The organism is Novosphingobium sp. (genome assembly GCF_965214355.1).
Lineage (GTDB): Bacteria > Pseudomonadota > Alphaproteobacteria > Sphingomonadales > Sphingomonadaceae > Novosphingobium.
This window is the reverse complement of sequence record NZ_CBDCBI010000002.1, coordinates 2453205-2479336: the sequence shown is the minus strand read 5'-3', so window position 1 is coordinate 2479336 and position 26132 is coordinate 2453205. Positions and strand designations below refer to the sequence as shown.

Sequence of the window (26132 nt, the reverse complement as noted above, 5' to 3'; positions counted from 1 at the left end):
CCATGAGCGATGACAAGAAGCCGACACTGGGCCGCAGGCCTCTGGGCCTGAAGACCTCGGTAGAGGCGGGCGAGGTCAAGCAGACCTTCAGCCATGGCCGCACCAACAAGGTTGTGGTCGAGGTCAAGCGGCGCAAGCTGATGCCGCGCACCGGTGAAACCGCGCTGGCCGAAGCGCCTGTCGCTGCGCCCGCGCCAGTCGCGCCGGCGCCGGTCGCGGCGCGACCTACGCCACCGCCGCCGCCGCCGATCGCGCCCACCGCATCGCGCGAAACGCGCCAGGAATTGCAATCGCGATTGCTGCGCGAAGCTGAAGAGGCGCGCCAGCATTCGCTGGTCGCGGCCAATCGGCGCGAAGTGGATGAGCGCCAGCGCGCCATCGACGAAGCGCGTCGCAGTGCCGAAGGCCCCAGCGCCGAAGACACCGCCGCCGCTGCTGTACCGGCCCCTGCTGCAACGGCGCCCGAACCGGCCCAGGCCGAAGCCGCACCGGCGCCGGCCGCAGAGCCTGTGGCCGCTGCCCCGTCCGCGACCCCTGTGGCCGACGCACCAGCGGCGCCCGAAGCAGCCGCCGAAACCGGCCCGGTCACGACCGCGCCGCGCCGGTTTACGCCAGTTGCGCCGATCAAGCGCCCCGAACCTGCCGCCAAGAAACCGGCGCATGCCCCGCGTGACAAGAACGCCAACGATCGCCGCCAGGCGGGCAAGCTGACCGTCACCAAGGCGCTGAACGAAGACGAAGGCGCCCGCGCCCGGTCGCTCGCCGCGCTGAAGCGCGCGCGCGAAAAGGAACGCCGCGCACATTTCGCCGGGCAGCAGCATGTCCGTGAAAAGCAGGTGCGCGATGTGATCGTGCCCGAGGCGATCACGGTGCAGGAATTGAGCAACCGCATGGCCGAAAAGGCCGCGGATTTGATCAAGGCGCTGTTCAAGATGGGCGTGATGGTCACGATCAACCAGACGATCGACCAGGATACGGCCGAACTGCTCGTTACCGATTTCGGCCACAATATCGTGCGCGTCAGCGATAGCGATGTCGATATCGATTCGAGTGTCGATGTCGATACCGAAACCTCGCTGCTGCCGCGTCCGCCGGTGGTCACGATCATGGGCCATGTCGATCACGGCAAGACCAGCCTGCTCGACGCGTTGCGCGGCACCGACGTGGTGCGCGGCGAAGCGGGCGGCATTACGCAGCATATCGGCGCGTATCAGATCAAGACCAAGGGCGGTGAATTCATCACCTTCCTCGATACGCCGGGTCACGAAGCGTTTATCGAAATGCGCCAGCGCGGCGCCAATGTTACCGATATCGTCGTGCTGGTCGTGGCCGCCGATGACGGGATCATGCCGCAGACGGTCGAGGCGATCAACCACACCAAGGCCGCCGGCGTGCCGATGATCGTGGCGATCACCAAGGCCGACAAGCCTGAAGCAAACCCGCAGAAGATCCGCGAGCGCCTGCTCGAATACGAAATCCTCGTCGAGGAAATGTCGGGCGATGTGCAGGATGTCGAAGTGTCGGCAAAGACCGGCGCGGGTCTCGATACGCTGATCGAGAAAATCCTGTTGCAGGCCGAATTGCTCGAACTGGGCGCAAACCCCGACCGGTCTGCCGAGGCGACCGTGATCGAGGCCAAGCTCGACAAGGGCAAGGGGCCGCTGGCGACGGTGCTGGTGCGGCGCGGAACGCTCAAAGTTGGCGACATCCTGGTCGTTGGCACGCAGTCGGGCCGTGTTCGCGCGATGCTCGATGACAAGGGCCGCCAGATCAAGACGGCCGGACCGTCGTTGCCGGTCGAAGTGCTGGGCATCGGCGGTGTACCGATGGCCGGCGACACGCTGACGGTGGTCGAAGACGACGAGCGCGCGCGCGAAGTTGCGGCCTACCGCATGGAAAAGGCCAACGACAAGCGCACGGCGACACCGGTTGCCAACCTCGAAACGATGTTCTCGGCGCTGAAGGCCAAGGAAGCCGTGATCGAATATCCGGTGGTGATCCGCGGCGACGTGCAGGGCTCGACCGAAGCGATCGTCAACGCGCTCAATCGCCTGTCGACCGACGAGATTCGCGTGCGTGTGCTGCAATCGGGTGTCGGCGCGATTACCGAAGGCGATGTGACGCTGGCGGCAGCCACCGGCGCACCGATCATCGGGTTCAACGTCCGCCCCAACGCCAAGGCCCGCGAACTGATTGCGCGCAACAAGGTGCGGCTGAAATATCACGATGTGATCTATCACCTCACCGCCGAAATCGCGTCCGAAATGGCGGGCGAGCTCGGGCCGGAACGCATCGAAACGGTCGTTGGCCGTGCCGAGGTCAAGGAAGTCTTCCCCGCCGGCAAGCGGGACAAGGCGGCCGGGCTGCTGGTGCAGGAAGGCTATATCCGCAAGAACCTCAATGCGCGTCTTACCCGCAACGACGTCATCATCTCGGCCACGATCATTGCGTCGCTGCGCCGGTTCAAGGACGACGTTGCCGAGGTGCGCGGCGGGCTGGAATGCGGCGTGGTGCTGCAGGATACGAACGACATCAAGCCTGGCGACATGCTCGAAGTCTTCGAAGTCGAAGAACGCGCCCGCACGCTGTAAAAAATCCTCCCCCTTTGGGGGAGGGGGACCGCGCGAAGCGTGGTGGAGGGGCCTCGCCTCATGATGCCAACGCCCCGATGGTATGCCATCGCGATGGACGCAGCATGACGCACCGCCCCCCACCATAGCTTCGCATATTCCCCCTCCCCGTTCCGGGGAGGATCAAAAGGAATTGTATGGCCCGTCCACCGCAAACGCCTGAAACCCGCGCAGTCCGCCTGCTGAAAGTGGGCGAACAGGTGCGTCATATGCTGTCCGAACTGCTGCTGCGGCAGGCGGTGCATGACGAAGTGCTGTCGGCGCGCACGGTGTCTGTCACCGAAGTGCGCATGGCGCCCGATCTGCGCGTCGCGACGGTGTTCGTCAAACCGTTGCTCGGGACCGATGAAGAAGCGGTGCTCAAGGCGATGCGCACGCACACCGCGTATTTCCAGAAGGAAATCGCGGGCCGGCTGAAGCTGAAATATGCGGCAAAGATCCGCTTTCAGGCGGACGAAAGCTTTGACGAGGCGGGCCGGATCGCCGCGCTGCTCGACGATCCGCGCGTCAAGCGCGACCTGGGCGCTGCTGACCCGGAAGCCTGATGGCCAAATTGCATTTCACCTACGCCAGCATGAACGCGGGCAAATCGACCGCGCTGCTGCAGGCCGATTTCAACTATCGCGAGCGCGGCATGGCAACGATGCTGTGGACGGCGGCGATCGACGGACGCGACATCTGCAGCCGCATCGGCATCAGCGCCCCGGCACACAGGTTCACACCCGAAACCGATCTGGCACTGGCCGTGATGGACGCGCATGCCGTAACGCCGCTGGCGGCGGTGCTGGTCGATGAAGCGCAGTTCCTGAGCTCCGCACAAGTGTGGCAACTCGCCCGGATCGCCGATGACGCGCGCATCCCGGTGTTATGTTACGGCCTGCGCACCGATTTTGCCGGCATGCTGTTTGCGGGGTCGGCGGCGCTGCTGGCGATTGCCGACCGGCTTGTCGAATTGCGGGCGGTCTGTCATTGCGGCGCCAAGGCGACGATGAACCTGCGGGTCGACGCCGCTGCGAACCCGGTGCGTAACGGCGCGCAGACCGAAATCGGCGGCGACGACCGTTATGTTGCGCTGTGTCGCCGCCATTTCCGGGAGAGCCTGGCGCATGAGTGATGATGGCCTGTATGTCCCGCTGCACGATGGCGACCTGTCGCTGGCGTTACTGACGGCGGCGCATCGCGAAGGCCTGCGCGCGGCCTGCCAGCAGGACGACGCGATCTGGGACTTGTACCCCACCACGTATCAGGGCGCGGCGTTCGATCCGCAATTCGACAGCCTGTTGGCCGGCGGAACAAAGCGCCGCGTCTACGCCATCCTGCAGGACGCCAGTGTTGTCGGCATGACCGCGTGGATCGAGGCAGGCCCGCCGGGCTGGTCGATCGAGATCGGCAACACGTTCATCACGCCCGCGTTACGTGGCAGCGGATTCAACCGCCGGGTCAAAAACCTGCTGCTCGATCATGCGTTTGCCTGTGGGTTCGAACGCGTCGGGTTCAAGGTCGATCTGCGCAACACGCGCAGCCAGGCCGCGGTCCTCAAACTGGGCGCGACGCGCGAAGGTGTGTTGCGCCACGAACGCCAGACCTGGACCGGCCATGTGCGCGATACCGTCTCGTTCAGCCTGTTACGTGATGAATGGCCCCAATTTTGATGAAGACTCTGGCATGATGAAAACCCTGATCGAAGCCGCCGCGATCATCATCCCGCTGATTTTCGCCATCGTCTTTCACGAAGTCGCACACGGCTGGATGGCGCGCGCGCTGGGTGATCCGACTGCGCAGGAACAGCGGCGGCTGAGCCTCAATCCGTTACGTCACGTCGATCCGTTCGGCACGATCATCCTGCCGGGCGCCTTGCATCTGGCCGGGTTGCCGGTATTTGGCTGGGCCAAACCGGTGCCGGTGAATTATAGCCGGCTGCGCAACCCGAAACGCGACATGGCGCTGGTCGGCGCGGCGGGCCCGGCAATCAATTTCGTGTTTGCAGTGCTGACAGCGGTCATCGTCGGCGTCACGTTGCGCGCACTTGGGCCTGCCGGTATGCCGGGGCCGGTGCTGGCCTTTGCCATGATGACGCTGATCAATTTCATCACGGTCAATATCTCCCTTGGCCTGTTCAATCTGCTGCCATTGCCGCCATTCGATGGCTCGCGCATCCTGCGCGGGCTGTTGCCGTGGCCTGCCGCGCGGCTGCTCGACCGGATCGAACCGTTCGGCATCATCGTGTTCTTCGCGATCTTCGTGATCCTGCCGCAGGTCTGGCCCTCGCTGCATCTGGCCGATCGCGTGCTGTTGCCCCCGGTGCAATGGGCGGGGCATCAACTGGACGCCCTGATCACGCTGATCGCCGGGCCGCAACCGGTCTGATGGTTCACGGCTGGATCATTCTCGACAAGCCGCTCGGGCTCGGGTCGACCCAGGCGGTGTCTGCGGTCAAGCGCGCGTTACGCGACGCAGGACATGGCAAAGCCAAAGTCGGCCATGGCGGCACGCTCGATCCGCTGGCGACCGGTGTGCTGCCGATCGCCATCGGCGAGGCGACCAAGCTGGCCGGGCGGATGCTCGATGCGACCAAGACGTACGCGTTTGCCGTGCGGTTCGGCCGCCAGACCGATACGCTCGATCTGGAGGGGCAGGTCGTGGCCACCAGCGATGTGCAGCCAGAGCCTGGCGCGGTCGCACGCGTGGTCGCGGATCGGTTCACCGGGCCGATCGAACAGATCCCGCCCGCCTATTCGGCCATCCTCATCGATGGGCGCCGGGCGTACGATCGCGCGCGTGACGGCGAGGATGTGCCGATGCAACCGCGTGCTGTAACGATCCTGCACTGGGGCGCGATCACCGAGGCGGATGTGGAGGGCGAACGCGAAGTCACACTGACCGTTACGGTGTCGAAAGGCACCTACATCCGCAGCCTGGCACGCGACATTGCGCTGGCGCTGGGCACGCGCGGGCATGTCACGATGTTGCGTCGGTTGCAGGCGGGGCCGTTCACGCTCGACACCGCGATTTCGCTGGACAATCTGCGCGATGCGGCTATGGGCACCGGCTTGAAGAACGTAATCTTGCCGATGGAGGCAGGGCTGGTCGATATCCCGGCTCTCGATCTCGATCCCGATCAAGCAAGGGCGGTCCGCCAGGGCCGCGTTCTGACGGGATTGCCCCAAACCGACGGGCTTTGGCTTGCGCGTTCCGGACTGGTTCCGGTGGCACTGGTCGAACTGTCGGACGGCGCGCTTCGCGTCGAACGGGGTTTCAACCTTCCAGATATCGCGAAAGTGATGTGATTATGTCGGTTACCGCAGAGAAAAAGCAGGAAATCATCAACGACAACGCCCGCATGGCGGGCGACACGGGTTCGCCCGAGGTGCAGGTCGCCATTCTGACGACGCGCATTGTCAACCTGACCGAACATTTCAAGCTGCATCACAAGGACAACCATTCGCGTCGCGGCCTGTTGCACATGGTCAACAAGCGTCGCACGCTGCTCGACTACCTGAAGAAAAAGGATGTCGACCGGTACAATTCGCTGATCCAGAAGCTGGGTCTGCGCAAGTAAGCATCCAGGAAGCGGCCCCGCAAGGGCCGCTTTTTGCTTTTCAGGCCGATCCCGCAATTCGGCGGCGGCCTGTTCAAGGGGTGAAAACAGCACTCCACACCGGACCGGGACGGTACCCCGGCAGCAAATCCCGACCGGCAATCGGGCCGCGCGGGCTGAAGGAATACCAATGTTCGACGTCAAGACAGTATCAATGGAGTGGGGCGGAAAGACCCTCACTCTGGAAACCGGCCGCGTTGCCCGCCAGGCGGACGGCGCAGTCATTGCCACATACGGTGAAACCGTTGTGCTGTGCGCGGTCACGGCCGCCAAGTCGGTCAAGGAAGGCCAGGATTTCTTTCCGCTGACTGTGCACTACCAGGAAAAATTCTCGTCCGCCGGGCGCATTCCGGGCGGATTTTTCAAGCGGGAACGCGGCGCGACCGAAAAGGAAACGCTGGTTTCGCGCCTGATCGATCGCCCCGTGCGGCCGCTGTTCCCTGAAGGGTTCTACAACGAAATCAACCTGATCTGCCAGGTTCTCAGCTATGATGGCGAGACCGAGCCCGATGTCGTCGCGATGATCGCGGCGTCGGCGGCACTGACCATTTCAGGCCTGCCGTTCATGGGCCCGATCGGCGCTGCGCGCGTCGGTTACAAGGATGGCGAGTATCAGCTCAACCCGTCATTGGCCGAAGTGAAGACCGGTCAGCTCGATCTGGTCGTCGCCGCCACCGGCAATGCCGTGATGATGGTCGAATCCGAAGCCAAGGAACTGCCCGAAGACGTCATGCTCGGCGGCGTGCTGTTTGCCCATGCGGAAATCCGCAAGGTCATCAATGGCATCATCGACCTGGCCGAAAAGGCAGCGAAAGAGCCTTGGGAAGTCGATCTGTCGGACAGCACCGCCGACATCAAGGCCAAGCTGAAGTCGATTGTCGGCGACGATATCGCCGCGGCGTACAAGCTGACCAACAAGTCGGAACGCTCGAACGCGCTTAACGTCGTTCGCGCGACCGCCAAGGCGGCTTTTGCCGACCAGGGCGCGCAGACGCAGATGGTCGCGATCAAGACCCTGAAAAAGGTCGAGGCCGACATCGTTCGCGGCGCGATCCTGCGCGATGGCCAGCGTATCGATGGCCGCAAGGTCGACCAGGTCCGCCCGATCGAAGCAATGGTCGGCTTCCTGCCGCGCACGCACGGCTCGTCGCTGTTCACCCGCGGTGAAACGCAGGCGATCTGCACCACCACGCTGGGCACCAAGGACGCAGAACAGATGATCGACGGGCTTGACGGCCTGACGTATCAGCGGTTCATGCTGCACTACAACTTCCCGCCCTATTCGGTTGGTGAAGTGGGTCGCTTCGGCGCTCCGGGTCGTCGCGAAATCGGCCATGGCAAGCTTGCCTGGCGCGCGCTGAACCCCGTGCTGCCGAGCAAGGACGAATTTCCGTATACCATCCGCGTGTTGTCCGACATCACCGAATCGAACGGCTCTTCGTCGATGGCGACCGTGTGCGGTGGCTGTCTGTCGCTGATGGATGCGGGCGTTCCCGTGTTGCGCCCGGTATCGGGCATTGCGATGGGCCTGATCCTGGAAGGCGACAAGTTTGCCGTCCTGTCGGACATCCTGGGTGATGAAGATCACCTGGGCGACATGGACTTCAAGGTCGCCGGGACCAGCGAAGGCATCACCACGATGCAGATGGACATCAAGATCGCCGGGATCACCGAGGAAATCTTCCGTGCTGCCTTGACGCAGGCGAAAGAAGGCCGCGCGCATATCCTGGGCGAAATGACCAAGGCGCTGGGCGAAGTGCGCGGCGAACTGTCCGCGCATGCGCCGCGTATCGAGACGTTGCAGATCGACAAGTCGAAGATCCGCGACATCATCGGCACCGGCGGCAAGGTCATCCGCGAAATCGTCGCCTCCACCGGCGCCAAGGTCGATATCGACGACGAAGGCCTGATCAAGATCAGCTCTTCAGATCCGGCGCAGATCGAAGCGGCGCGCGCATGGATCCGCGGCATCGTCGAAGAAGCCGAAGTTGGCAAAGTCTACGACGGCAAAGTGGTCAACATCGTGGACTTCGGCGCGTTCGTGAACTTCATGGGCGGCAAGGACGGCCTCGTGCACGTTTCGGAAATGCGCAACGAGCGCGTGGAAAAGCCGACCGACGTCGTGAAGGAAGGCCAGGCCGTCAAGGTCAAGGTGCTTGAAATCGACCCGCGCGGCAAAGTCCGCCTGTCGATGCGCGTCGTTGATCAGGAAACCGGCGAAGCGCTGGAAGACACGCGCCCGGCACGCGAACCGCGCGAACCGCGTGGCGATCGTCCCGGCGGCGATCGTCCGGATCGTGGCGGCGGTGACCGTCGCGGACCCCGCAACGATCGCGGCGGCGGCGGCGGTGACCGCGGCCCACGTCGCGAAGGCGGCGGTGCAGATCGCGGCCCGCGCCAGGATCGCGGATCGCGCGACGACGGCCCGGCACCGACGCACGTACCGGCTTTCCTGAAGTCGGACGATTGATCGTCCGTTTCGGATGTTGAAAAAAAACGGGGGCGGTGGCTGCAGGCTACCGCCCCCTTTTTTTAAGCCTCTCTCATAGGCGCTAACTTTCTGTTTTCTCGTCTTCCCGGGCTTGACCCGGGATCCCGCTTTTCTTTCGCGGTATCTTTAAATTCGGGCGTTTCCGCGCCGAAGAAGCGGGACCCCGGGTCAAGCCCGGGGCGACGGTATTGTTATGTTGGCGCCTATGGGCAATGGGCGTTGCTACGCGACAACCCGCAAAGTCTGCGGCAAATCGCCGGCAATCAAAATCCGGTTACGCCCCGCAGATTTGGCCGCATACAGCGCCTCATCGGCCGCCTTCAGCGCGTCGCTTTTCGTAGCGAAGGCCAGCGCATCGGCGATGCCGCCGGAAAACGTGATCCGCCCGAACGGCCTGTCGCTGGAGCGGTTAACCAGGCGTTTTTGCGCAATCTCTTCTCGTGCGTGGTCCAGCCGGGCCCAGGCGTCGGCCAGGCTGGTGCCGCGCAGCAGGACAGCGAATTCCTCGCCGCCGTGGCGGGCCACGTGGCAGCGGGCATCGGCAATGCGGCCCAGGGTGTCGGCGACATAACGGATGACGCGGTCGCCGGCGGGGTGGCCATGGGTATCGTTGATGCGCTTGAACAGGTCGATATCGCAGAACGCGACGCACAGCGTTTCGCCGGCGAGACGGGCCTCGCGCAGTTCGCGATCGTAAAGCGCGTCGAACGCGCGACGGTTGGGCAGGCCGGTGAGGTGGTCCTGGTTGGCAAGGTGGCGGGCGTCATCGAGGCGCGATTGCAGCTGACTGATCCGTGCCTCGCTGCGCGCCATGTCGCTTTCTACTTCGCGGGTGTGGTCAAGCATCTGGCGCGTAAGCACAGCGAGGCGGGCGACGAGTTCGGGGCCCGGTATAGCACTGTGCAGGTCTGCCACGTGGCTTTCCAGCGCGGTGCTGTAAGTGCCGGTGGCATCGCGGGCCTGGGCGACGGTGCGGCCGAAATCGAACATGCCGTGTTCGAGCTGATCGACCAGGCTGGCGATCGCTTCGGCGGTGGCATCTCTGGACTGTGCGCAGTGGGCATCCTCGAGCCAGCGCAGCGTGACAGGCAGGCCTTTCTGAGCGCGTTCGTGGATCTGCTGGGCAAGGTTGGGGCTGCCGCCGGTAACGCAGTCATAGGCGATCGACAGCGTGAAAGGCAGGATCTCGAGATCATGATCGATCAGGAAATCGGCAACTTGCGCCAGCAGCCGGCGTTTGGCGGGTACCCACAATTCGCGCGGGTCGGGCGCGGTCATATCGAAGGCGATATCATCGGCATCGCTTGCCGTTGATTGTTTCAGGCGCAGCCAGGCGCGCCATCCGGCGGTCAGCCCGGCTGTTGGGGTGCTATGGTCGGGTTCACGTGCGGGCATGCTCGCCAGAACGGCAGCATGCCCGCATTGTTCAGCCCGCCATCACATTTTTGACGAGCGCCGTTTAACGGACCCTGGGTCCGCCGAATGGCATCGGCGGGGGCGGACGGCGATGGCCACGCGGCAATTGCGCCTGATACGCGCGGCCGCAATGTTCGACGCAATACGGGAAACCGGGGTTCACCTTTTCACCGCAGAAATGGAAATCGGGCTCGCCCGGATGGCCCATCGGCCAGCGGCAGATACGATCGTTCAGATCGAGCAGGCTCGTTTTTTCCGAGATCTCGGTGCTGGGACGTGCGGGCACGAGCCGGCGCGGCGGGGCGGGCGGGATCGGCGCCTGCTGATCACCGGGGCCCTGGCGCAGGAAACCGCCTGGGCCGACCGAGACGATGCGCGGTTGGGGCGTGGCAGGCACAACCGGTGTTTCGCCATCGGCGGCGACCGGGGGTGTGACCGGGGCGGCAGCACGGGGTTGCGGGGCAGCAGGCGCTGCGGGTGCAGGCGCGGGCGCTGCGGGGCGAGGCGCCGCTACGCGCGGTTCAGCTGGTGCCGGGGCGCGCGGTGCGGCCTTGGGCGGTGCTTCGGCACGCGGAGCTTCGGACTTTTCGGCCGCTTTCACGTCATTGGGCTTGACCGGCGAGGGGCGCGCTTTCAGGCCAAGGCGATGCGCCTTGCCGATCACGGCATTGCGGCTGACTCCGCCAAGCTCTTCTGCGATCTGGCTGGCGGTCGCGCCGCCTTCCCACATCTTGGTCAGTTTTTCGATCCGCTCGTCGGTCCAGCTCATGCTTCTTTATCCTTCAGGGGTGCGCTATCGCACCCGCGCAAATTTTTCATCGTCTTGCCAACGTCATGCGGCCGCGATACCGCTCCGGCCATGACCGATCACGCAAAATTCGACAAGCCTTCAAACCCGGCCCCTTCAAATCTTGCCGGAGTCGGGAATTTTCCCGATCCCGGCCAGCCGGTGTTTCACGGGTTCAATCCTGTGGGCCTGTGGACGCTCTATATGAAGGAGGTCCGCCGTTTCTTCAAGGTTCAGCTGCAAACGATCTGGGCCCCGTCAATCACGACTCTGCTGTATCTGGTGATTTTCACGCTGGCGATCACCGGCGGTGGATCGAATGGTGCCGCGCACACGGTGCTGGGCGTGTCGTATGCCAGCTTTCTGGCGCCGGGCCTGATCGCGATGGGCATGCTCAACAACGCGTTCGCCAATGCCAGCTTCGGGCTGCTGGTGGGCAAGATGCAGGGCACGATCGTCGATTACCTGATGCCGCCGATTTCGGATCTGGAGCTGATGCTGGCCCTGGTGGCCGCGGCGGTGACGCGCGCGGTGCTGGTCGGGTTGGCGATCTATGCCGCGATGTTCCTGTGGCCAGGGGTCGATGTGTCGATCCATCATCCCTGGGCCGTGGTGTGGTTCGGCTTGATGGGGGCAACGCTGTTTGCGCTGATCGGCGTGCTGACTTCGCTGTGGGCCGACAAGTTCGATCACAACGCCGCCGTGACCAATTTCGTGATCGCGCCGATGGCGATGCTGTCGGGCACGTTTTACGTGGTGACCAGGCTGGCGCCGACGTTTCGCACGATCAGCGAATTCAATCCGGTGTTCTATGTGATTTCGGGGTTTCGCTTCGGCTTTCTGGGCCAGAGCGACATCGGCGCAACGAACGATGCGGTGATCGTGGCAGCGCTGGGTCTTGGTGCGTTGAATGCGGCGCTCGCGCTGATCACGTACATGATCCTGCGTTCAGGCTGGAAGCTGCGCAGCTGATGGTGTTCAGCCCTTCCCCTGAGGGGAGGGCGCCGGATCAGTGCGACAGCTTCCGGCGCAGGCGATAGCGGCCATCGCGGAACGGATCGAACATTTCGGTCACCGACGGATGATCGACCGGTCCCTCCTCGTCGGTTTCCAGGTTCTGCTGGCTGACATAGGCCACATAGCTGTTTTCGCCATTTTCGGCGAGCAGATGATAGAATGGCTGATCGCGCAGAGGCCGAACGTTTTCCGGAATCGACTGGTACCATTCCTCGGTGTTGGCAAAGACCGGGTCGATATCGAAAATCACCCCGCGAAAATCGAACATCTTGTGCCGCACCACCTCGCCGATCGAAAACCGCGCTGTCGCGACCGGGGGGGCAACGATTTCGCGGCCGGACTGTGCTGAAAAGTAATTCCCGTGTTCCATGATCCGCATATAGGTGTGCGCCGCCTGGCAAACAAGCAAAGCCTTGCCACAAGCGTCGCCCTTGATGCCACATGCAACCTCTTTTCCGCTTGGCAAGCCCCCGACACTGCGCTAACCGCGCGGTCCCGACCGGGTGCCCCTGTGTGGTCCCCTATCACTTCGCGGAGAGGTGGCAGAGTGGTCGAATGCACCGCACTCGAAATGCGGCATGCTCGCAAGGGCATCCAGGGTTCGAATCCCTGCCTCTCCGCCAATTACTCTCCCAAGCACTGGTCCGCATTACGCTTGCCGAGATTGAACGGCTTCCAGCTTATAGGCTGTGAGCGTTCGAAGGGCGGAAACGCTGTTGCCCCGTCGCCTGCATGGCTGGTTTGACGCGCTCCTTTTTGACGTTGGAGCACGGTACTGAAACGTGCGCGGTATCTGTACGGCCTCTTCACGCCCGATTTAGCAGGATATAATTCGACTTAACTAGAAACATCGATTGACATGAGTGCGTGGATTGATATTTCTAGTTAGGTCGAACGATTGGATTGGTATGGCTGAAATTAATCCGCAGGTCTGGGCCGTTGATGCGCTGGGCGCACTTGCGCACGAGACGCGCCTATCGGTGTTTCGTATGTTGGTTCAGGCTGGTCCTGATGGTCTGATCGCCGGGACCATTGCTGAAAAGGCGGGTGTGCCATCGTCCACCATGTCGCATCATCTGGCGACGCTCGAACGTGCTGGCCTTGTTCAATCGGAGCGAGAGAGCCGCGTAATTCATTACCGAACGGACTACTCCAGCATGCGGCGGTTGCTCGCATTCCTTATGCAGGATTGCTGCAACGGCGCGCCGGAAATGTGTTCCGACCTGCTTGGGGAACTTTGCAACTCCAACGCGTGAGGACACAATCATGACAGGCAAGGTTTATAACGTGCTGTTTCTCTGCACTGGCAATTCTGCGCGCTCGATAATCGGTGAAGTGCTTTTGAACCACTACAGCGCCGGGAGTTTCAAGGCATATAGCGCGGGCAGTCACCCAAAGGGTGAAGTTCATCCTACCGCGCTGGAAACCCTCGCGGGATTGGGATTTTCCACCGAGGGACTGTTCTCGAAAAGCTGGAACGCGTTTACCGGCGTCGGTGCGCCGACATTCGATTTTATCTTCACGGTCTGTGATAACGCGGCGGGAGAAACCTGTCCGGTCTGGATCGGCCACCCTATGAGCGCCCATTGGGGCATCGAAGACCCCGCTGCCGTCGAAGGTCCGGGGCAACGGCAAGCGTTTCTTGATGCCGTCCGCCACCTGCGTCGCCGGATCGAATTGTTCATGGAGCTGCCGCTCGCCACCCTCGATAAGATGGCGCTGGAGCGCAAACTCAAAGACATCGGCCATATCGAAGGCGCGACCCTGGCGGGCGAGGCCACGCAATGACCACCGACATCATCATCTATCACAACCCCGATTGCGGCACCTCGCGCAATGCGTTGGCGATGATCCGAAATGCCGGGATCGAACCGCACGTGGTGGAGTACCTTAAATCTCCGCCATCGCGCGCCATGCTGGTGAAGTTGATAGCTCGCGCCAATACATCTCCGCGTGATCTGCTTCGCGAAAAGGGCACGCCCTATGCCGAACTTGGCCTTGGCGACGCTGATCTGACCGACGATCAACTTATCGATGCGATGCTCGCGCATCCGATACTTATCAACCGGCCACTGGTCGTGTCTCCGCTGGGCGTAAAGCTGTGTCGCCCGTCCGAAGCTGTGCTGGATCTGATCCCGGCTGCCCGGCAACGGGCTTTCACCAAGGAGGACGGCGAGCAGGTAATCGATACTGCTGGCCATCGTCTCTCGCGCGGCAACCCGGAATGATACGCCCGGCCCTGTGGGCAGAGGCGGTCGGCAGCTTCATGCTGTTTGCGACTGTGATCGGGTCGGGGATCATGGCCGAGAAGCTGGCCGGTGGGAATGTCGCGATTGCCCTGCTAGGCAACACCTTGGCAACCGGTGCGATGCTGTTCGTGCTGATTACGATGCTTGGGCCAGTGTCGGGCGCTCATTTTAACCCAGTAGTGACACTGGTGTTTCGACTGCGGGGAGACCTATCTACGGGACACGCCATTGGCTACGCGGTTATGCAGCTTGCGGGTGGTATCCTCGGCGTTTGGACGGCACACCTGATGTTCGACCTGCCGGTCTGGCAGCTATCGGCCAAGGTACGCACTGGCCCCGGTCAATGGACAGGTGAGGCCGTGGCCACGTTCGGCCTGCTGCTGACCATCTTGTGTACGATCAGGGTTCGGCCTCGATGGGTGCCTGCCAGTGTCGCGCTCTATATCAGTGCCGCTTACTGGTTTACCTCTTCCACCAGCTTTGCCAACCCGGCCATCACCATCGCTCGCAGCTTGAGCAACAGCTTTGCCGGGATCGCGCCCTCCAGCGTGCCGGGCTTCATAGCCGCGCAACTCGCAGGGGGGCTGGCTGCTTATCTTTGCGCGGACACGCTTCTAGCACCCAAGAGTATCGCATGAACCGTCTTCGCAACCTGTCTGATCCCGATTACCTTCCGGCGCTCCGACCAGAGTACGCCTATCAACGTCCGGGGCTCGGCCTTGGGCCAATGGACCCGCCGCCGCGTATCCTGCTGCTGTACGGCAGCCTGCGTGAGCGGTCCTATTCGCGGCTGGCAACGGAGGAAGCGGCTCGACTGCTGCGCTACTTCGGTTGCGATACGCGCATCTTCGACCCGTCGGACCTGCCGCTGCCCGATCAGGTGGAAAGAGACGACCACCCGTCTGTCCATGAGTTGCGCGAACTGTCGCTGTGGTCCGAGGGCCATGTATGGTGCAGCCCGGAGCGGCACGGCCAGATTACCGGCGTCATGAAGGCGCAGATCGATCATCTGCCGCTGGCCATGAAAGGTATGCGCCCGACACAGGGCCGCACACTCGCGGTGATGCAGGTCAGTGCCGGTTCGCAGTCGTTCAACTCGATCAACACGCTGCGGGTGCTGGGGCGCTGGATGCGGATGGTTGCAATCCCAAACCAGTCCAGTGTCGCCAAAGCCTATGACGAGTTCGACGACGCGGGCCGAATGAAACCTTCTGCGTATTACGACCGCATTGTTGATGTGATGGAGGAACTGGTTCGCTTCACCGTGCTGCTACGCCCTCACACAGATCAACTCGTCGACCGCTACTCGGAACGGGTCGAGCGCGACTGTCCAATAGTGACGCCCGTTGAAAATGCCGGGATCGCATAGCGGCGCTGCGAACGCGGCAATCGCCCGACACTATACGTACTGTGGCGAGGGTGGCGCGTCTTGGCCGACTCCGCACCATTCCCCTTCACATACTTTGCTTTCGCCATACGACGGAGTGATCAGGCACCTGAACATCGGGTTATTTCTGATGTCATGCACCATTCATGCGGGCTCGACCATTACAGCATCGTGGCGGGAACACGTCGGCGACGACGTCATCCGCCCGGCATGCGTTCAAACCAATGCCCGGCGCCTAAAACGGCGCGGGGAATGAAGGAGATGGTATCATGAACAAGCTGTTGATGATCGCGATGGCCGCAGGTGTGGCCCTTGTTTCGACTGCGTCGGCCGAAGCCCGCGATGGCTGCGGCCCCGGTTTCCACCGTGGGCCGTATGGCCATTGCCGCCCCAACGGCGGCCCTGGCCCGGTCATCGTCGGCGGCGGACCGGTTGTCGGCATAGTCGGCGCCCCGCGGATTGGTACCTTTTACCACGGCCGTGGCTATTGGGACGGTCATCGCTATTGGGCGCACCGTGGCGGCCGTGAAGGCCACTGGCGCTACAACTAAGCATTGGCGCGATCGGCGGGCCGGCACTGCAGTTCCGGCCCGCACTCGCCCGGCCCGCACTCGCCCGACCCGCCTCGCAATGCAGTCTGCACTTTTTCAGGGGACGGGCTCGAAGATCGACCAGCCGGTTTTCCGGACCAGGCGCTCCAGGGCCAGGGTGCCAAGTTGCGAATTGCCGCGTTCGTTCAGGCCGGGCGACCAAACCGCGATCGATGCGACGCCCGGCGCGATCGCCAGAATGCCGCCCCCGACGCCGGATTTTCCGGGCAGTCCGACGCGGAAGGCAAATTCGCCCGAGCCGTCGTAATGGCCGCACATCAGCATCAATGCGTTGATCCGGCGCGCGCGCTGCGCCGAAACGACCGAGCGCCCGGTTGCGGGATTGCGCCCGCCCGCCATCAGATAGCGCCCGGCGAGCGCGAGCTGCCGGCAGCTCATCGCGATCGCGCACTGGTGGAAATACAGGCCCAGCGTGCGCTCGACCGGGTGATGGATATTGCCGAAGGCGCGCATGTAATTGGCCAGCGCCATATTGCGGAAGCCCGTTTCGGCCTCGCCGCGCGCGACATGTTCGTCGATCACGATGTCCCCATCGCCGCTTTGACCGTCATCGGCCAGCGACCGCACGAACCGCAACATATCGCCGATCGCTTCGCGCGGCTCGTACCGGCCCAGCAGCATGTCGCACACGACGATGGCGCCCGCGTTGATGAACGGATTGCGCGGGATGCCGCGCTCGGTTTCCAGCTGGATGATCGAATTGAACGCGCTGCCCGACGGCTCGCGTCCAACCCGTTTCCAGATTGCATCGCCGACCGCGCCCAGCGCCATCGTCAGGCTGAACACCTTGGATATGCTCTGGATCGAAAACGCCACGTCGGCATCGCCCGCCAGGTGGCATGTGCCATCCGCCAGCACGATTGCCATGCCGAAATGCGCCGGCGAAATCGCCCCCAGCGCCGGGATATAATCGGCCACCAGCCCGCGATCCGTCGCCCGGGCGATCTCGGCGGCAATTTCGGCGGTGATCGCCTTTAGGTCGAGCGAATGACTGTGCAAAGGATGCTCCCGTTGCAGAACGCTTTTTCATATTGAATTGGCTGCGGCAAGGTGGTTACTTGGACGGATCGTCGCCGGTTATGGGGAGTAAGGGATATGAAACGTGTGAGCCTGATTGCGCTTGCCGCCGTCCTGCTGTCGCCGCCGGCATTGGCCGCAGAACCGGGCGCGCATATCACCGGGATTGGCGGCGTTTTCGTCACGAGCAAGGATCCCAAGGCGCTGGCGAAATGGTACCGCGACGTGCTCGGCATTGCGCTCGAGCCATGGGGCGGGGCGATCCTGCGTTATGATGCACCGGGCCATCCGCCGATGGCGCTGTGGAACGCGATGCCCGAAAACAGCGACGAGATCGCGCCGTCACACCGCGATTTCATGATCAATTTTGCCGTCGATGATCTCGACGCCTACGTCGCACGGCTCAAGGCAAAAGGCGTCGCTATCTTGAAAGTCGAAGCCGACAAGACCGGCAAGTTCGCCTGGATCCTCGACCCCGACGGCACCAAGATCGAACTGTGGCAAGCGGTGACCAAGTGACGTTGCCCCTCCGACGCGGCGGACCAGGTCGACGCGGGCAACGTCGCGACGCGGGGCGCCCTGTGCCAATATCGCGCGCGCCGGCGCGATTTAGAAAGGTGTCCATTTGACGCACGCCATCGATAAACTGGTCATCGTCCCTGACGATATCGACCTTTCGCGCTCTCCGCTCGCCGGGCAATTGGGTGAGGAAACGTATGTCCTGGGCGCGTTCAACCCTGGCTTCACGCGCCTTCCCAATGGCAATCTGCTGATGATGGTGCGGATTGCAGAAGCGCTGCGCACGCCGATCCGCGATGGCCAGGTCCGCTCGATCCGCTGGGAACCCACCGACGATGGTGGACGTTACGTGCTCGATGCCTGGCTGCTGGAGCATGTCGATACTGCCGATCCGCGCACGATCAGCCAGCGCGGCGGCGGGTGGACAATCATTGCACTCACTTCGATCTCGTGGCTGCTTCCGGTCGAACTGACGCCTGACGGTCTTGAACGCGTGGCGATCCACTATGACAAGGCGATCACGCCCCAATTCAGTTTCCAGTGCTATGGCGTGGAAGATGCGCGGATCAGCAAAGTCGGCGATCGCTATCTGATGACGACCTGCTCGGTCAGCCCGGAACGCCAGTCGGCCACGTTGTACAGTTCGGTCAACGGCCTCGACTGGACGTTCGAAGACATTCTGCTCGATCATCAGAACAAGGATATGCTGATTTTCGAGGGGCTTGTCGGCGGCCAGTACTGGGCACAGACGCGGCCGCTGGGCCATTTGTATTTTGCCTATCCGCCGGGCAGCGAATGGCGCGCCGGGCCGTCGATCAACCTGGCGACATCGCCCGACGCGCTGCACTGGAAACCGCATCGCGAACCCGGTCTGCGCCCGCACGCCGGCACGGTCGCCACCGCGCGGATGGGCGCCGGTGCGCCGCCGATCCTGACACATGATGGCTGGCTGACGCTGTGGCACGGTGTCGAGCCAAAGGAGATCGTCGGGATATATCGCACGTACTGGACGCTGCTCGACCTGCAAGACCCGTCGATCGTGCTACGGGCAGGGGACGCGCCACTGATCGAGGCCAATCCCGAATTGACCAGGCCAATCGAGCATCAGCTGTACCTGCGCGATGTGGTGTTCACGACCGGCATCGCCGATGGGGACACCGCGGGCGCACCCGGGCACTATATCGTCGCATCGGGCGAGGCCGACCTGGCATGCCGCATTACGCACATTCCCAAATCGCATTTTGTCCCGGGCGAGTAGGCCGCGCATTTTTTCGGCCGCCGACGCAACATAGCGCTGCCGGAGGGGTTAACCTCATGAGCGCCTGCCCACCGCAGGCAGAACGAGGATGAACCATGGCCACGAAACCGGCATCGCCAAAACCAACCAAGAAAAGTAACTCCGATTTCGCTGTTTCCGACAGTTATGGCGAACCACAAGGCAACGGCGGAGAAACGCATCAAGTTGCCGGCGGCGATGTCGCGACCCTGACCACGCAGCAGGGCATTGCGGTCGCCGATGACCAGAACAGCCTGCGCCAGGGCGCACGGGGTCCCGGACTGCTCGAAGATTCGCATTTCCGCGAAAAAATGTTTCATTTCGATCACGAACGCATTCCCGAGCGCGTGGTTCATGCGCGCGGCTATGCAGCGCATGGCTTTTTCGAAATGACCGACAGCCTGTCCGATGTCAGCTGCGCCGATGTGTTTCAGCGCGTGGGCGAACGCACGCCGGCGTTCGCGCGGTTCTCGACCGTGGCCGGATCGAAGGGTTCGCCCGATCTGGCGCGCGACGTGCGCGGATTTGCGGTCAAGGTCTATACCAAGGAAGGCAACTGGGATCTCGTCGGCAACAACATTCCGGTGTTCTTCATCCAGGATGCGATCAAGTTCCCCGACCTGATCCACTCTGCCAAGCCAGAGCCCGATCGCGCTTTCCCGCAGGCGCAGACCGCGCATGACAATTTCTGGGATTTCATCAGCCTTTCACCCGAAGCGTTTCACATGATCATGTGGATCATGTCCGATCGCACGATCCCGCGTTCGCTGCGCACGATGGAAGGCTTTGGCATCCATACCTTCCGCCTGCTGAATGCCGAAGGCAAGTCGACGTACGTCAAGTTCCATTGGAAGCCCAAGCCCGGCCTGCAATCGGTGGTCTGGAACGAGGCGGTCAAGATCAACGGCGCCGATCCCGATTTTCATCGCCGCGATATGTGGGATGCGATCAACAGCGGTGATTTTCCCGAATGGGAATTGGGCGTGCAGCTGTTCGACGACGACTTTGCCGACAGTTTCGATTTCGACGTGCTCGATGCGACCAAGCTGATCCCGGAAGAACTGGTGCCCGTGCGCATCGTCGGCAAGCTGGTGCTCGATCGCGTTGTCGACAACTTCTTTGCCGAAACCGAACAGGTCGCATTCTGCACGCAGAACGTGCCGCGCGGCATCGATTTCTCCAACGATCCGCTGCTGCAAGGGCGAAATTTCTCCTATCTCGATACGCAGGTCAAACGCCTGGGCGGGCCCAATTTCACGCATATCCCGATCAATGCGCCCAAATGCCCGATGGCGAATTTTCAGCAGGACGGCCACATGGCGATGACCAATCCCAAGGGTCGCGCCAATTACGAGCCCAACAGCTGGGGCCCGACGCATGGCGGCCCGCGCGAAGATCCCGCGCGCGGTTTTGCCAGCTTCCCCGCCACCGCCGATGGCCCCAAGCAGCGCGTGCGGTCGGAAACCTTTGCCGATCATTACAGCCAGGCGCGGCAATTCCTGATGAGCCAGACCGCAATCGAACAAAAGCATATCGGCGATGCGCTGGTGTTCGAACTGTCGAAAGTAGAGCGCGCCGACATCCGCTCACGCGTGGTGTCGCACCTGCTCAATATCGACGACAAGCTGGCGAAGACCGTGGCGGACAATCTCGGCCTGGACTTGCCGCAAGCCGCGGTTGCCGCACGTCCCACGATCATGGACCTGCCGACGTCCGATGCGCTGAGCATTGTCAAGAACCCTCCCGGCACGTTCAAGGGACGCAAGCTGGGCCTGTTGCTCAGCGATGGCGCCGATGCAAAGCTGGTCAACGCGCTGATGAAAGCGCTCAAGGCCGAAGGTGCGAAATGCGATGTGATCGCGCCAAAGATCGTCGGCGTAACCCTGTCCGATGGCACGCTGGTGACGGCACAGCAGACGATCGATGGTGGCCCCTCGGTACTCTACGACGCCGTCGCACTGGTGGTTTCGGATGAAGCGGCCGCGTTGCTGTCCAAGGATGCCGCGGCCAAGGCGTTTGTCAGCGATGCCTTTGCGCACTGCAAATACATCGGTTACAATGCCAGTGCGAAGCCGATCCTGGTCAAGGCCGGCATTGCCGACGATCTTGACGATGCGTGCATAGCGCTGGGTAAAGGCGCCGATGCGCAATCGTTCCTTGAATCTGCCCGCGCCTTGCGCTTCTGGCCGCGCGAAGCTGGCGTGAACCCCGACGCATAACACTTGGCTCAAAGCCCCTCCCCTGAAGGGGAGGGGTTTACGACGCTTGCTGCGGGCGTCGGCGCGTGTGCTTAGCTTCGCTGGCCTTCGGCCGACAGGCTCAGCGTGAGCGGATGGTGTTTGAAAACAGACGGCTAAAAGACTTGTGTGAATGCCGTAGCCGTCAGCGGGAGGGCTTTCAAAGATCAGGCAGAACCTGGTCTGCGCGGCCCCAGCCGGCAAGGTCCTTTGACCCGGCACGCCTGATCAGTTCAGTCGCGTCACTCAGATGCCAGTGCGACGCTGCATCCATCGTGCGCAATTCCTCCCACGTCACCGGCACCGCGACCGGCGCATTTTCACGCGCTCGTACGCTGTATGGCATCACCGCTGTCGCGCCGCGCTGGTTGCGCAAGTAATCGACGAATATCCGGCCCTTGCGTTTTGCCTTGGCCAAAGCCGCAGTGAACCGATCGGGCTCCGACTGCGCCAGCACAGTTGCAAACCGGTGCGCAAAATCCTTGACCGCCGGCCATTCAGCCTGCGGAGTCAGCGGCGCGATCACGTGCACGCCTTTGCCGCCGGTGACCATCGGAAACGTCACCAGCCCGATTTCGCCGAGCAAGTCCTGGACATGGACGGCTGCGGCGATCACCTCCTTGAACGACAGCCCCTCATCGGGGTCGAGATCGAATACGAGCCGGTCGGCCGTTTCCACGTTTTCGATACGCGCGCCCCAGCCGTGGAATTCGATCGTGCCCATCTGCACGCATGTGACCAGGCCATCCGCGTCATCGACGAACAGATACGGATCTTCGTGACCATCCTTCTCGGCGATGGACACGTGGTGGACATGATCGCCGAAACTGCCGGCGTCATGCTTCTGGAAAAAGCAGGCCTTGCCCCGCCCTTGCGGGCAGCGCACGAGGCTGATCGGCCGGCTGCCGGCCCACGGCAGCATCACTTGCGCAACCTGCTGGTAATAATCGGCCAGCGCGCCTTTGGTGATCTTGCCCTCGGGAAAGATCACGCGATCGCGATTGGTGATTTTCACCGGGGACGCAGGGGCCTCGACGACGGCGACCGGCGCCTGTTTTTCCAGCACCACCGCCTCGGCGTGCTTGTCCTCGCGCAGCCCGATATAGCTCGAATGCCGCAATACCCCGTCCGCCGTCACTTCCATGAACGCGACTTCGGCGACAAGCTGCGGCCTGATCCAGTGCGCGCCGCGCACCGCCGTGCGCGGCGCCTCGACAGTCGGCGTGTCGGTCGCCAGCGGCATCATCAGATCGATCAGCTTGTCGATTTCTGCAGTGTCGAACCCGGTGCCGACTTTGCCCGCATAGCGCAGCTTGCCGTCATCATTCACCCCGAGCAGCAAGGCGCGAAACCCGCGCTGCTTGTCCGACGGGGTCCAGCCGACAATCACGAATTCCTGTCGCTGAATGCATTTGGTCTTGACCCAGGCGCCCGATCGCGAGCCGCTGTACGGCGCGTCCGCGCGTTTCGACACGACGCCTTCGAGCCCGGCCTTGCAGAACGTCTCGAACAGCTCTTCGCCGCGCCCGACAATATGACCCGAATAGCGGATTTTCGGCGAACCATCGCCGATCAGCGCGGCAAGTTTTGCCTTGCGCTCCGTCAGCGGCAGCGCGGTCAGATCCTGGCCATCGAGCGACAGCAGATCAAACGCATAATACAGGATCTGCGCGCGATCATCCTTCAGTGCGCCCTGCAACGCGTGGAAACTGGTCCGCCCTTCGGTATCGAGTACGACCGCTTCGCCGTCGAGCAGCATGGCAGAGGCATCGAGACCGGTCGCCGCATCGACGATTCCGGCGAATTTTTCGGTCCAGTCGAGGCCCGACCGGGTATAGGCGCGCCCCTGGCCGCCGCCCGTCGCGATCAGCGTGCGATACCCGTCGTATTTCATCTCGTGCAGCCAGGCGTTGCCAGCCGGCACATGATCGACCAGCGTGGCCAGCTGCACGGGCTGAAACGGGGGGAGGGCGCTTTTGCCTTTGGTGGCTTTGCCCGGCTTCTTCCTCGCGGCCTTTTTCTCCGCGGTCTTGCCCTCGGCGATCTGCGCCATCGTCAGGCCGCTGCTCACCCCGGTCAGATGCGTCGCGATCAGGTCGTCGGAGCCGCCGGCGTACTCATCGGCGACTTTGCGCAACAGCCAGCTCTCGTGCTTCTCCTTGCCGCGCGGTTTCAGGCGGATCATGATCCATTCGCCTTTCATCCGGCTCCCGTGCAGGACGAAATGCAGATGCCCCTCGGGTATAGTCTTGCGCGGGTCCTTGCCCTGGACCGTATCCCACGTGCCGCTGTCCCACAGCATGACCGTGCCGCCGCCGTATTCGCCCTTGGGGATGGTGCCTTCGAATGTCGCATAGTCGAGCGGATGGTCTTCGGTCCGCACCGCCAGGCGTTTGTCATCGGGGTTCGCGCTCGGCCCGCGCGTCACTGCCCAGCTGAGCAACACGCCATCGAGTTCCAGGCGGAAATCGTAATGCAGCCGGGTCGCGTCGTGCTTCTGCACAATGAACACGTTGCCTTTTACGCTGCCAGTTCCGCCCGACGGTTCGCGCGTTTTGCCAAAGTCGCGCTTGGCCCGATAGGTTTCGAGCGGGTCGGCGGCAGCAGATTTCGCAGCGGTCTTCGACACCATCGCCCAAACTCCTAGTGCCAAACTCCTGGTGGCCGTGATGGAACGCACCAGCGCGGCAGAAGTTCATGGCTCCAATCGCGCACTGGCGCATTGATACCGTGACAGGCACGAGGAACATCACGATGGCGGCACGACCCTACTGGCGCGGACAGATCCGGCTTGCGCTCGTCTCGATCCCTGTTGAAATCTATTCGGCGACCAAAAACGGCGCCGCGGTCGCGTTCCACCAGATCTACGAGCCTACCGGGCAACGCATCAAATACGAAAAGACAGTGGAAGGTATCGGCCCGGTCGATGTCGACAAGATCATCAAGGGCTTCGAATACGAAAAAGGCAGCTATGTCCTGCTCGATGAAAAAGAGATCGAGGGTGTCAAGCTGGAGAGCAAGAAGACGCTGGAGCTGACCCAGTTTGTCGACAGCCATGCGATCGACGCGATCTATTTCGACAAGCCCTATTACGTCGTTCCTGCCGACGATCTGGCCGAGGAAGCCTTCATCGTCGTGCGGGAGGCGCTGAAGCGAAGCCACAAGATCGGGCTTGGCCAACTGGCCATGCGCGGGAGGGAATACGTCGTCAGCATCAAGGCCTGCGGGCGCGGCATGGTCATGGAAACACTGCGCTATGCCGACGAAGTGCACAAGGCGGCGAGCTATTTCCGTGAAATCGGCGATGCCGAGCCCGATCCCGATCTGCTCGACCTGGCCGGAACGCTGATCGACAAGAAAACCGGCAAATTCGACGCGGCCGAGTTTCACGACCGCTATGTCGACGCGCTCAAGGACCTGATCGAGCGCAAGAAAAAGGGCAAGACGATCACGATCGACGACGATAGCGCCAGCGAACCGCGCAAGGGCAACGTGGTCGACCTGATGGCGGCGCTGAAGAAATCGCTCGGGTCCCCGGGCTCGGCGAAAACGTCTGAAAAAGCGCCGCCGGCAAAGAAAGCGGCAAGCGGCGCGCGCAAAAAGGCTTGAGGCCTGCCCTTTTGTGCCGAACCCATAAAAGCCATGGATCCTATGACGCGCCGGTGTGTTGTGGACATGACGGCGGTACACATCGCGCGTCCGGTTGGCCGTGCGGCACTCGCCGGCCCTTGTTGAAACGATTGGAGTCCGATGCCTGACGATAATCCAGCTCCGTCAGACCAGGCCACGTCCGATCAATCCGAAACGCCTTCAAAAGATGCGGCCCAGAACGAACAGAACGACAAGGGCAAGGACAAGGATTCTGGTGGCACGCTGCGCAAGCATCCGGTACTGCTGATCGTTGGCGCAGTGGTTGCGGTGGCCCTGATCGTCGGTGGCATCCTGTACTGGCTGCATGCGCGCAATTTCGAGTCGACAGACGACGCGTTTGTCGATGCGCATCTGGTTCAGCTGGCGCCGCAGATCAACGGCCGCGTAACTTCGGTGACCGTGACCGACAACCAGTTGGTGCACGCCGGACAAATGCTGGTCACGATCGATTCCGCGGATGCGCAGACCAAAGTCGCACAGACCCAGGGCCAATATGCGCAAGCTGTCGGCCAGCTGAAAAACGCACGTGCGCAGATCCATGTCGATCAGGACACGTACAAGCAGGCGTTGGCTGATGTCGCCGCAGCACAGGCCAGTGCCGATAATGCGGCCCGCGATCTGGCGCGGTACCACGCGCTGGTGAAGCTGAATGTCTCGGCCGTGGCGCAGCAGCAATACGACAAGGCGCGCGCCGATGCGCAATCGACTGCAGCACAGCGCAACAGCGCCTTGCGCGCGGCGCAGGCCAAGCTTGATCAGGTTCGCGCCAGCCTTACGCAGGTAAGTGCGCAAAAGGGCGTTGTCGATGCGGCCAAGTCGCAGATCGCGCAGGCCAATATCACCGAGAATTATGCGCGGATCGCTGCCCCCGTCGACGGCCATGTCGCGCAATTGAGCGTGGCGGTCGGCAATTATGTGCAACCGGGCAGCCAGATGCTCGCGATCGTGCCGCTGGGGATCTACGTCACGGCCAATTTCAAGGAAACGCAACTGGCGCTGATGCGCCCCGGCCAACCCGCCACGATCGTGGTGGATTCCTGTCCGGGCCAGACGCTGCACGGGCATGTCGATTCAATCCAGCGCGGCGCGGGTCAGGCTTTTGCGATCCTGCCGCCCGAAAACGCGACGGGCAATTACGTAAAAGTCGTCCAGCGCGTGCCGGTCAAGATCGCCTTCGATGCCTTGCCCAAGGAGTGCGTGCTCGGCCCCGGCATGTCGGTAGAACCCACCGTCCGGGTGCGATGAT

25 protein-coding genes and 1 tRNA gene are annotated in these 26132 nt (G+C 62.6%); 21 read left to right on the top strand and 5 right to left on the bottom strand.

From position 1 onward, the window contains the following. Nucleotides 1-2: 2 nt before the first annotated feature. From infB to pnp, 8 genes are all read left to right on the top strand, one after another. Nucleotides 3-2591, top strand: a complete 2589-nt coding sequence (gene infB / locus ACOOE2_RS11645; protein ID WP_420383168.1) for a translation initiation factor IF-2 — start codon at nt 3-5, stop codon at nt 2589-2591. A 176-nt stretch (nt 2592-2767) separates the two neighbouring features. After that, entirely contained in the window at nt 2768-3175 is a 408-nt protein-coding gene (gene rbfA / locus ACOOE2_RS11640; RefSeq protein ID WP_420383167.1) for a 30S ribosome-binding factor RbfA, read from the top strand. Beyond that, nucleotides 3175-3744, top strand: a complete 570-nt coding sequence (locus tag ACOOE2_RS11635; RefSeq protein WP_420383166.1) for a thymidine kinase — start codon at nt 3175-3177, stop codon at nt 3742-3744. The genes rbfA and ACOOE2_RS11635 overlap by 1 nt, the downstream gene beginning before the upstream one ends. Next, a complete protein-coding gene (locus ACOOE2_RS11630; protein ID WP_420383165.1) occupies nt 3737-4282 on the top strand; it encodes a GNAT family N-acetyltransferase in 546 nt (181 codons plus the stop codon). Before ACOOE2_RS11635 ends, ACOOE2_RS11630 begins: the two co-directional genes overlap by 8 nt. Before the next feature lie 13 nt (nt 4283-4295). After that, nucleotides 4296-4997: a site-2 protease family protein gene (locus tag ACOOE2_RS11625; RefSeq protein ID WP_420383164.1), complete on the top strand. Its 702-nt coding sequence runs from the start codon at nt 4296-4298 to the stop codon at nt 4995-4997. Beyond that, nucleotides 4997-5917 (top strand): tRNA pseudouridine(55) synthase TruB, encoded by a 921-nt coding sequence (gene truB, locus ACOOE2_RS11620; RefSeq protein WP_420383163.1) that lies wholly within the window; start codon nt 4997-4999, stop codon nt 5915-5917. Before ACOOE2_RS11625 ends, truB begins: the two co-directional genes overlap by 1 nt. Nucleotides 5918-5919: 2 nt before the next feature. Further along, entirely contained in the window at nt 5920-6189 is a 270-nt protein-coding gene (gene rpsO / locus ACOOE2_RS11615; protein ID WP_420383162.1) for a 30S ribosomal protein S15, read from the top strand. A 169-nt stretch (nt 6190-6358) separates the two neighbouring features. Next, nucleotides 6359-8698: a polyribonucleotide nucleotidyltransferase gene (gene pnp / locus ACOOE2_RS11610; RefSeq protein ID WP_420383161.1), complete on the top strand. Its 2340-nt coding sequence runs from the start codon at nt 6359-6361 to the stop codon at nt 8696-8698. 243 nt (nt 8699-8941) lie between these two features. Here the strand turns inward: pnp and ACOOE2_RS11605 are convergent, their stop codons facing one another. Together ACOOE2_RS11605 and ACOOE2_RS11600 are read right to left on the bottom strand one after the other, a co-directional pair. Beyond that, nucleotides 8942-10114 (bottom strand): GGDEF domain-containing protein, encoded by a 1173-nt coding sequence (locus ACOOE2_RS11605; protein ID WP_420383160.1) that lies wholly within the window; start codon nt 10112-10114, stop codon nt 8942-8944. Nucleotides 10115-10178: 64 nt separating this feature from the next. Beyond that, a complete protein-coding gene (locus ACOOE2_RS11600; protein WP_420383159.1) occupies nt 10179-10904 on the bottom strand; it encodes a GcrA family cell cycle regulator in 726 nt (241 codons plus the stop codon). Between the two features lie 90 nt (nt 10905-10994). Between ACOOE2_RS11600 and ACOOE2_RS11595 the strand changes: the two genes are divergently transcribed. Next, the gene (locus tag ACOOE2_RS11595; RefSeq protein WP_420383158.1) at nt 10995-11894 is read left to right on the top strand and encodes an ABC transporter permease; all 900 of its coding nucleotides are present in this window, start codon (nt 10995-10997) and stop codon (nt 11892-11894) included. 37 nt (nt 11895-11931) lie between these two features. Here the strand turns inward: ACOOE2_RS11595 and hspQ are convergent, their stop codons facing one another. Continuing rightward, complete coding sequence (gene hspQ / locus ACOOE2_RS11590; protein ID WP_420383157.1) at nt 11932-12309, bottom strand: heat shock protein HspQ; 378 nt, start codon at nt 12307-12309, stop codon at nt 11932-11934. Between the two features lie 163 nt (nt 12310-12472). On the opposite strand from hspQ, the gene ACOOE2_RS11585 reads away from it, so the two are divergent. From ACOOE2_RS11585 to ACOOE2_RS11555, 7 genes are all read left to right on the top strand, one after another. Beyond that, nucleotides 12473-12562: transfer RNA gene (locus ACOOE2_RS11585), tRNA-Ser, on the top strand. Between the two features lie 285 nt (nt 12563-12847). Next, nucleotides 12848-13195: an ArsR/SmtB family transcription factor gene (locus ACOOE2_RS11580; protein ID WP_420383156.1), complete on the top strand. Its 348-nt coding sequence runs from the start codon at nt 12848-12850 to the stop codon at nt 13193-13195. A 10-nt stretch (nt 13196-13205) separates the two neighbouring features. Continuing rightward, nucleotides 13206-13727 (top strand): arsenate reductase ArsC, encoded by a 522-nt coding sequence (locus ACOOE2_RS11575; protein WP_420383155.1) that lies wholly within the window; start codon nt 13206-13208, stop codon nt 13725-13727. Next, nucleotides 13724-14167 (top strand): arsenate reductase (glutaredoxin), encoded by a 444-nt coding sequence (arsC, locus tag ACOOE2_RS11570; protein ID WP_420383154.1) that lies wholly within the window; start codon nt 13724-13726, stop codon nt 14165-14167. The genes ACOOE2_RS11575 and arsC overlap by 4 nt, the downstream gene beginning before the upstream one ends. Beyond that, nucleotides 14164-14826 carry an aquaporin gene (locus tag ACOOE2_RS11565; protein WP_420383153.1) on the top strand — a complete coding sequence of 221 codons (663 nt, stop codon included), beginning with the start codon at nt 14164-14166 and terminating at the stop codon, nt 14824-14826. Before arsC ends, ACOOE2_RS11565 begins: the two co-directional genes overlap by 4 nt. Then, entirely contained in the window at nt 14823-15557 is a 735-nt protein-coding gene (arsH, locus tag ACOOE2_RS11560; protein WP_420383152.1) for an arsenical resistance protein ArsH, read from the top strand. The genes ACOOE2_RS11565 and arsH overlap by 4 nt, the downstream gene beginning before the upstream one ends. 287 nt (nt 15558-15844) lie before the next feature. Beyond that, nucleotides 15845-16126 (top strand): GCG_CRPN prefix-to-repeats domain-containing protein, encoded by a 282-nt coding sequence (locus ACOOE2_RS11555; protein ID WP_420383151.1) that lies wholly within the window; start codon nt 15845-15847, stop codon nt 16124-16126. Between the two features lie 96 nt (nt 16127-16222). Here ACOOE2_RS11555 and ACOOE2_RS11550 read toward each other — a convergent pair whose 3' ends face one another. Next, the gene (locus tag ACOOE2_RS11550; RefSeq protein WP_420383150.1) at nt 16223-17185 is read right to left on the bottom strand and encodes a glutaminase; all 963 of its coding nucleotides are present in this window, start codon (nt 17183-17185) and stop codon (nt 16223-16225) included. 96 nt (nt 17186-17281) lie between these two features. Here ACOOE2_RS11550 and ACOOE2_RS11545 point away from each other — a divergent pair, with 96 nt between their 5' ends. The 3 genes from ACOOE2_RS11545 (at nt 17282) to ACOOE2_RS11535 (ending at nt 21217) form a co-directional block, all read left to right on the top strand. Further along, nucleotides 17282-17722: a VOC family protein gene (locus ACOOE2_RS11545; protein WP_420383149.1), complete on the top strand. Its 441-nt coding sequence runs from the start codon at nt 17282-17284 to the stop codon at nt 17720-17722. A 106-nt stretch (nt 17723-17828) separates the two neighbouring features. After that, a complete protein-coding gene (locus ACOOE2_RS11540; RefSeq protein WP_420383148.1) occupies nt 17829-18980 on the top strand; it encodes a glycosidase in 1152 nt (383 codons plus the stop codon). A gap of 95 nt (nt 18981-19075) precedes the next feature. After that, a complete protein-coding gene (locus ACOOE2_RS11535) occupies nt 19076-21217 on the top strand; it encodes a catalase (protein ID WP_420383147.1) in 2142 nt (713 codons plus the stop codon). 178 nt (nt 21218-21395) lie between these two features. Here the strand turns inward: ACOOE2_RS11535 and ligD are convergent, their stop codons facing one another. Then, a complete protein-coding gene (gene ligD, locus ACOOE2_RS11530) occupies nt 21396-23867 on the bottom strand; it encodes a DNA ligase D (RefSeq protein WP_420383146.1) in 2472 nt (823 codons plus the stop codon). 122 nt (nt 23868-23989) lie between these two features. On the opposite strand from ligD, the gene ACOOE2_RS11525 reads away from it, so the two are divergent. Both ACOOE2_RS11525 and ACOOE2_RS11520 read left to right on the top strand, forming a co-directional pair. Beyond that, nucleotides 23990-24844, top strand: coding sequence for a Ku protein (locus tag ACOOE2_RS11525; protein WP_420383145.1), 855 nt, complete (start codon nt 23990-23992; stop codon nt 24842-24844). 141 nt (nt 24845-24985) lie between these two features. Beyond that, on the top strand, nt 24986-26131 hold the full coding sequence (locus ACOOE2_RS11520; protein ID WP_420383144.1) for an HlyD family secretion protein: 1146 nt from the start codon (nt 24986-24988) through the stop codon (nt 26129-26131). Nucleotide 26132: the final 1 nt, after the last annotated feature.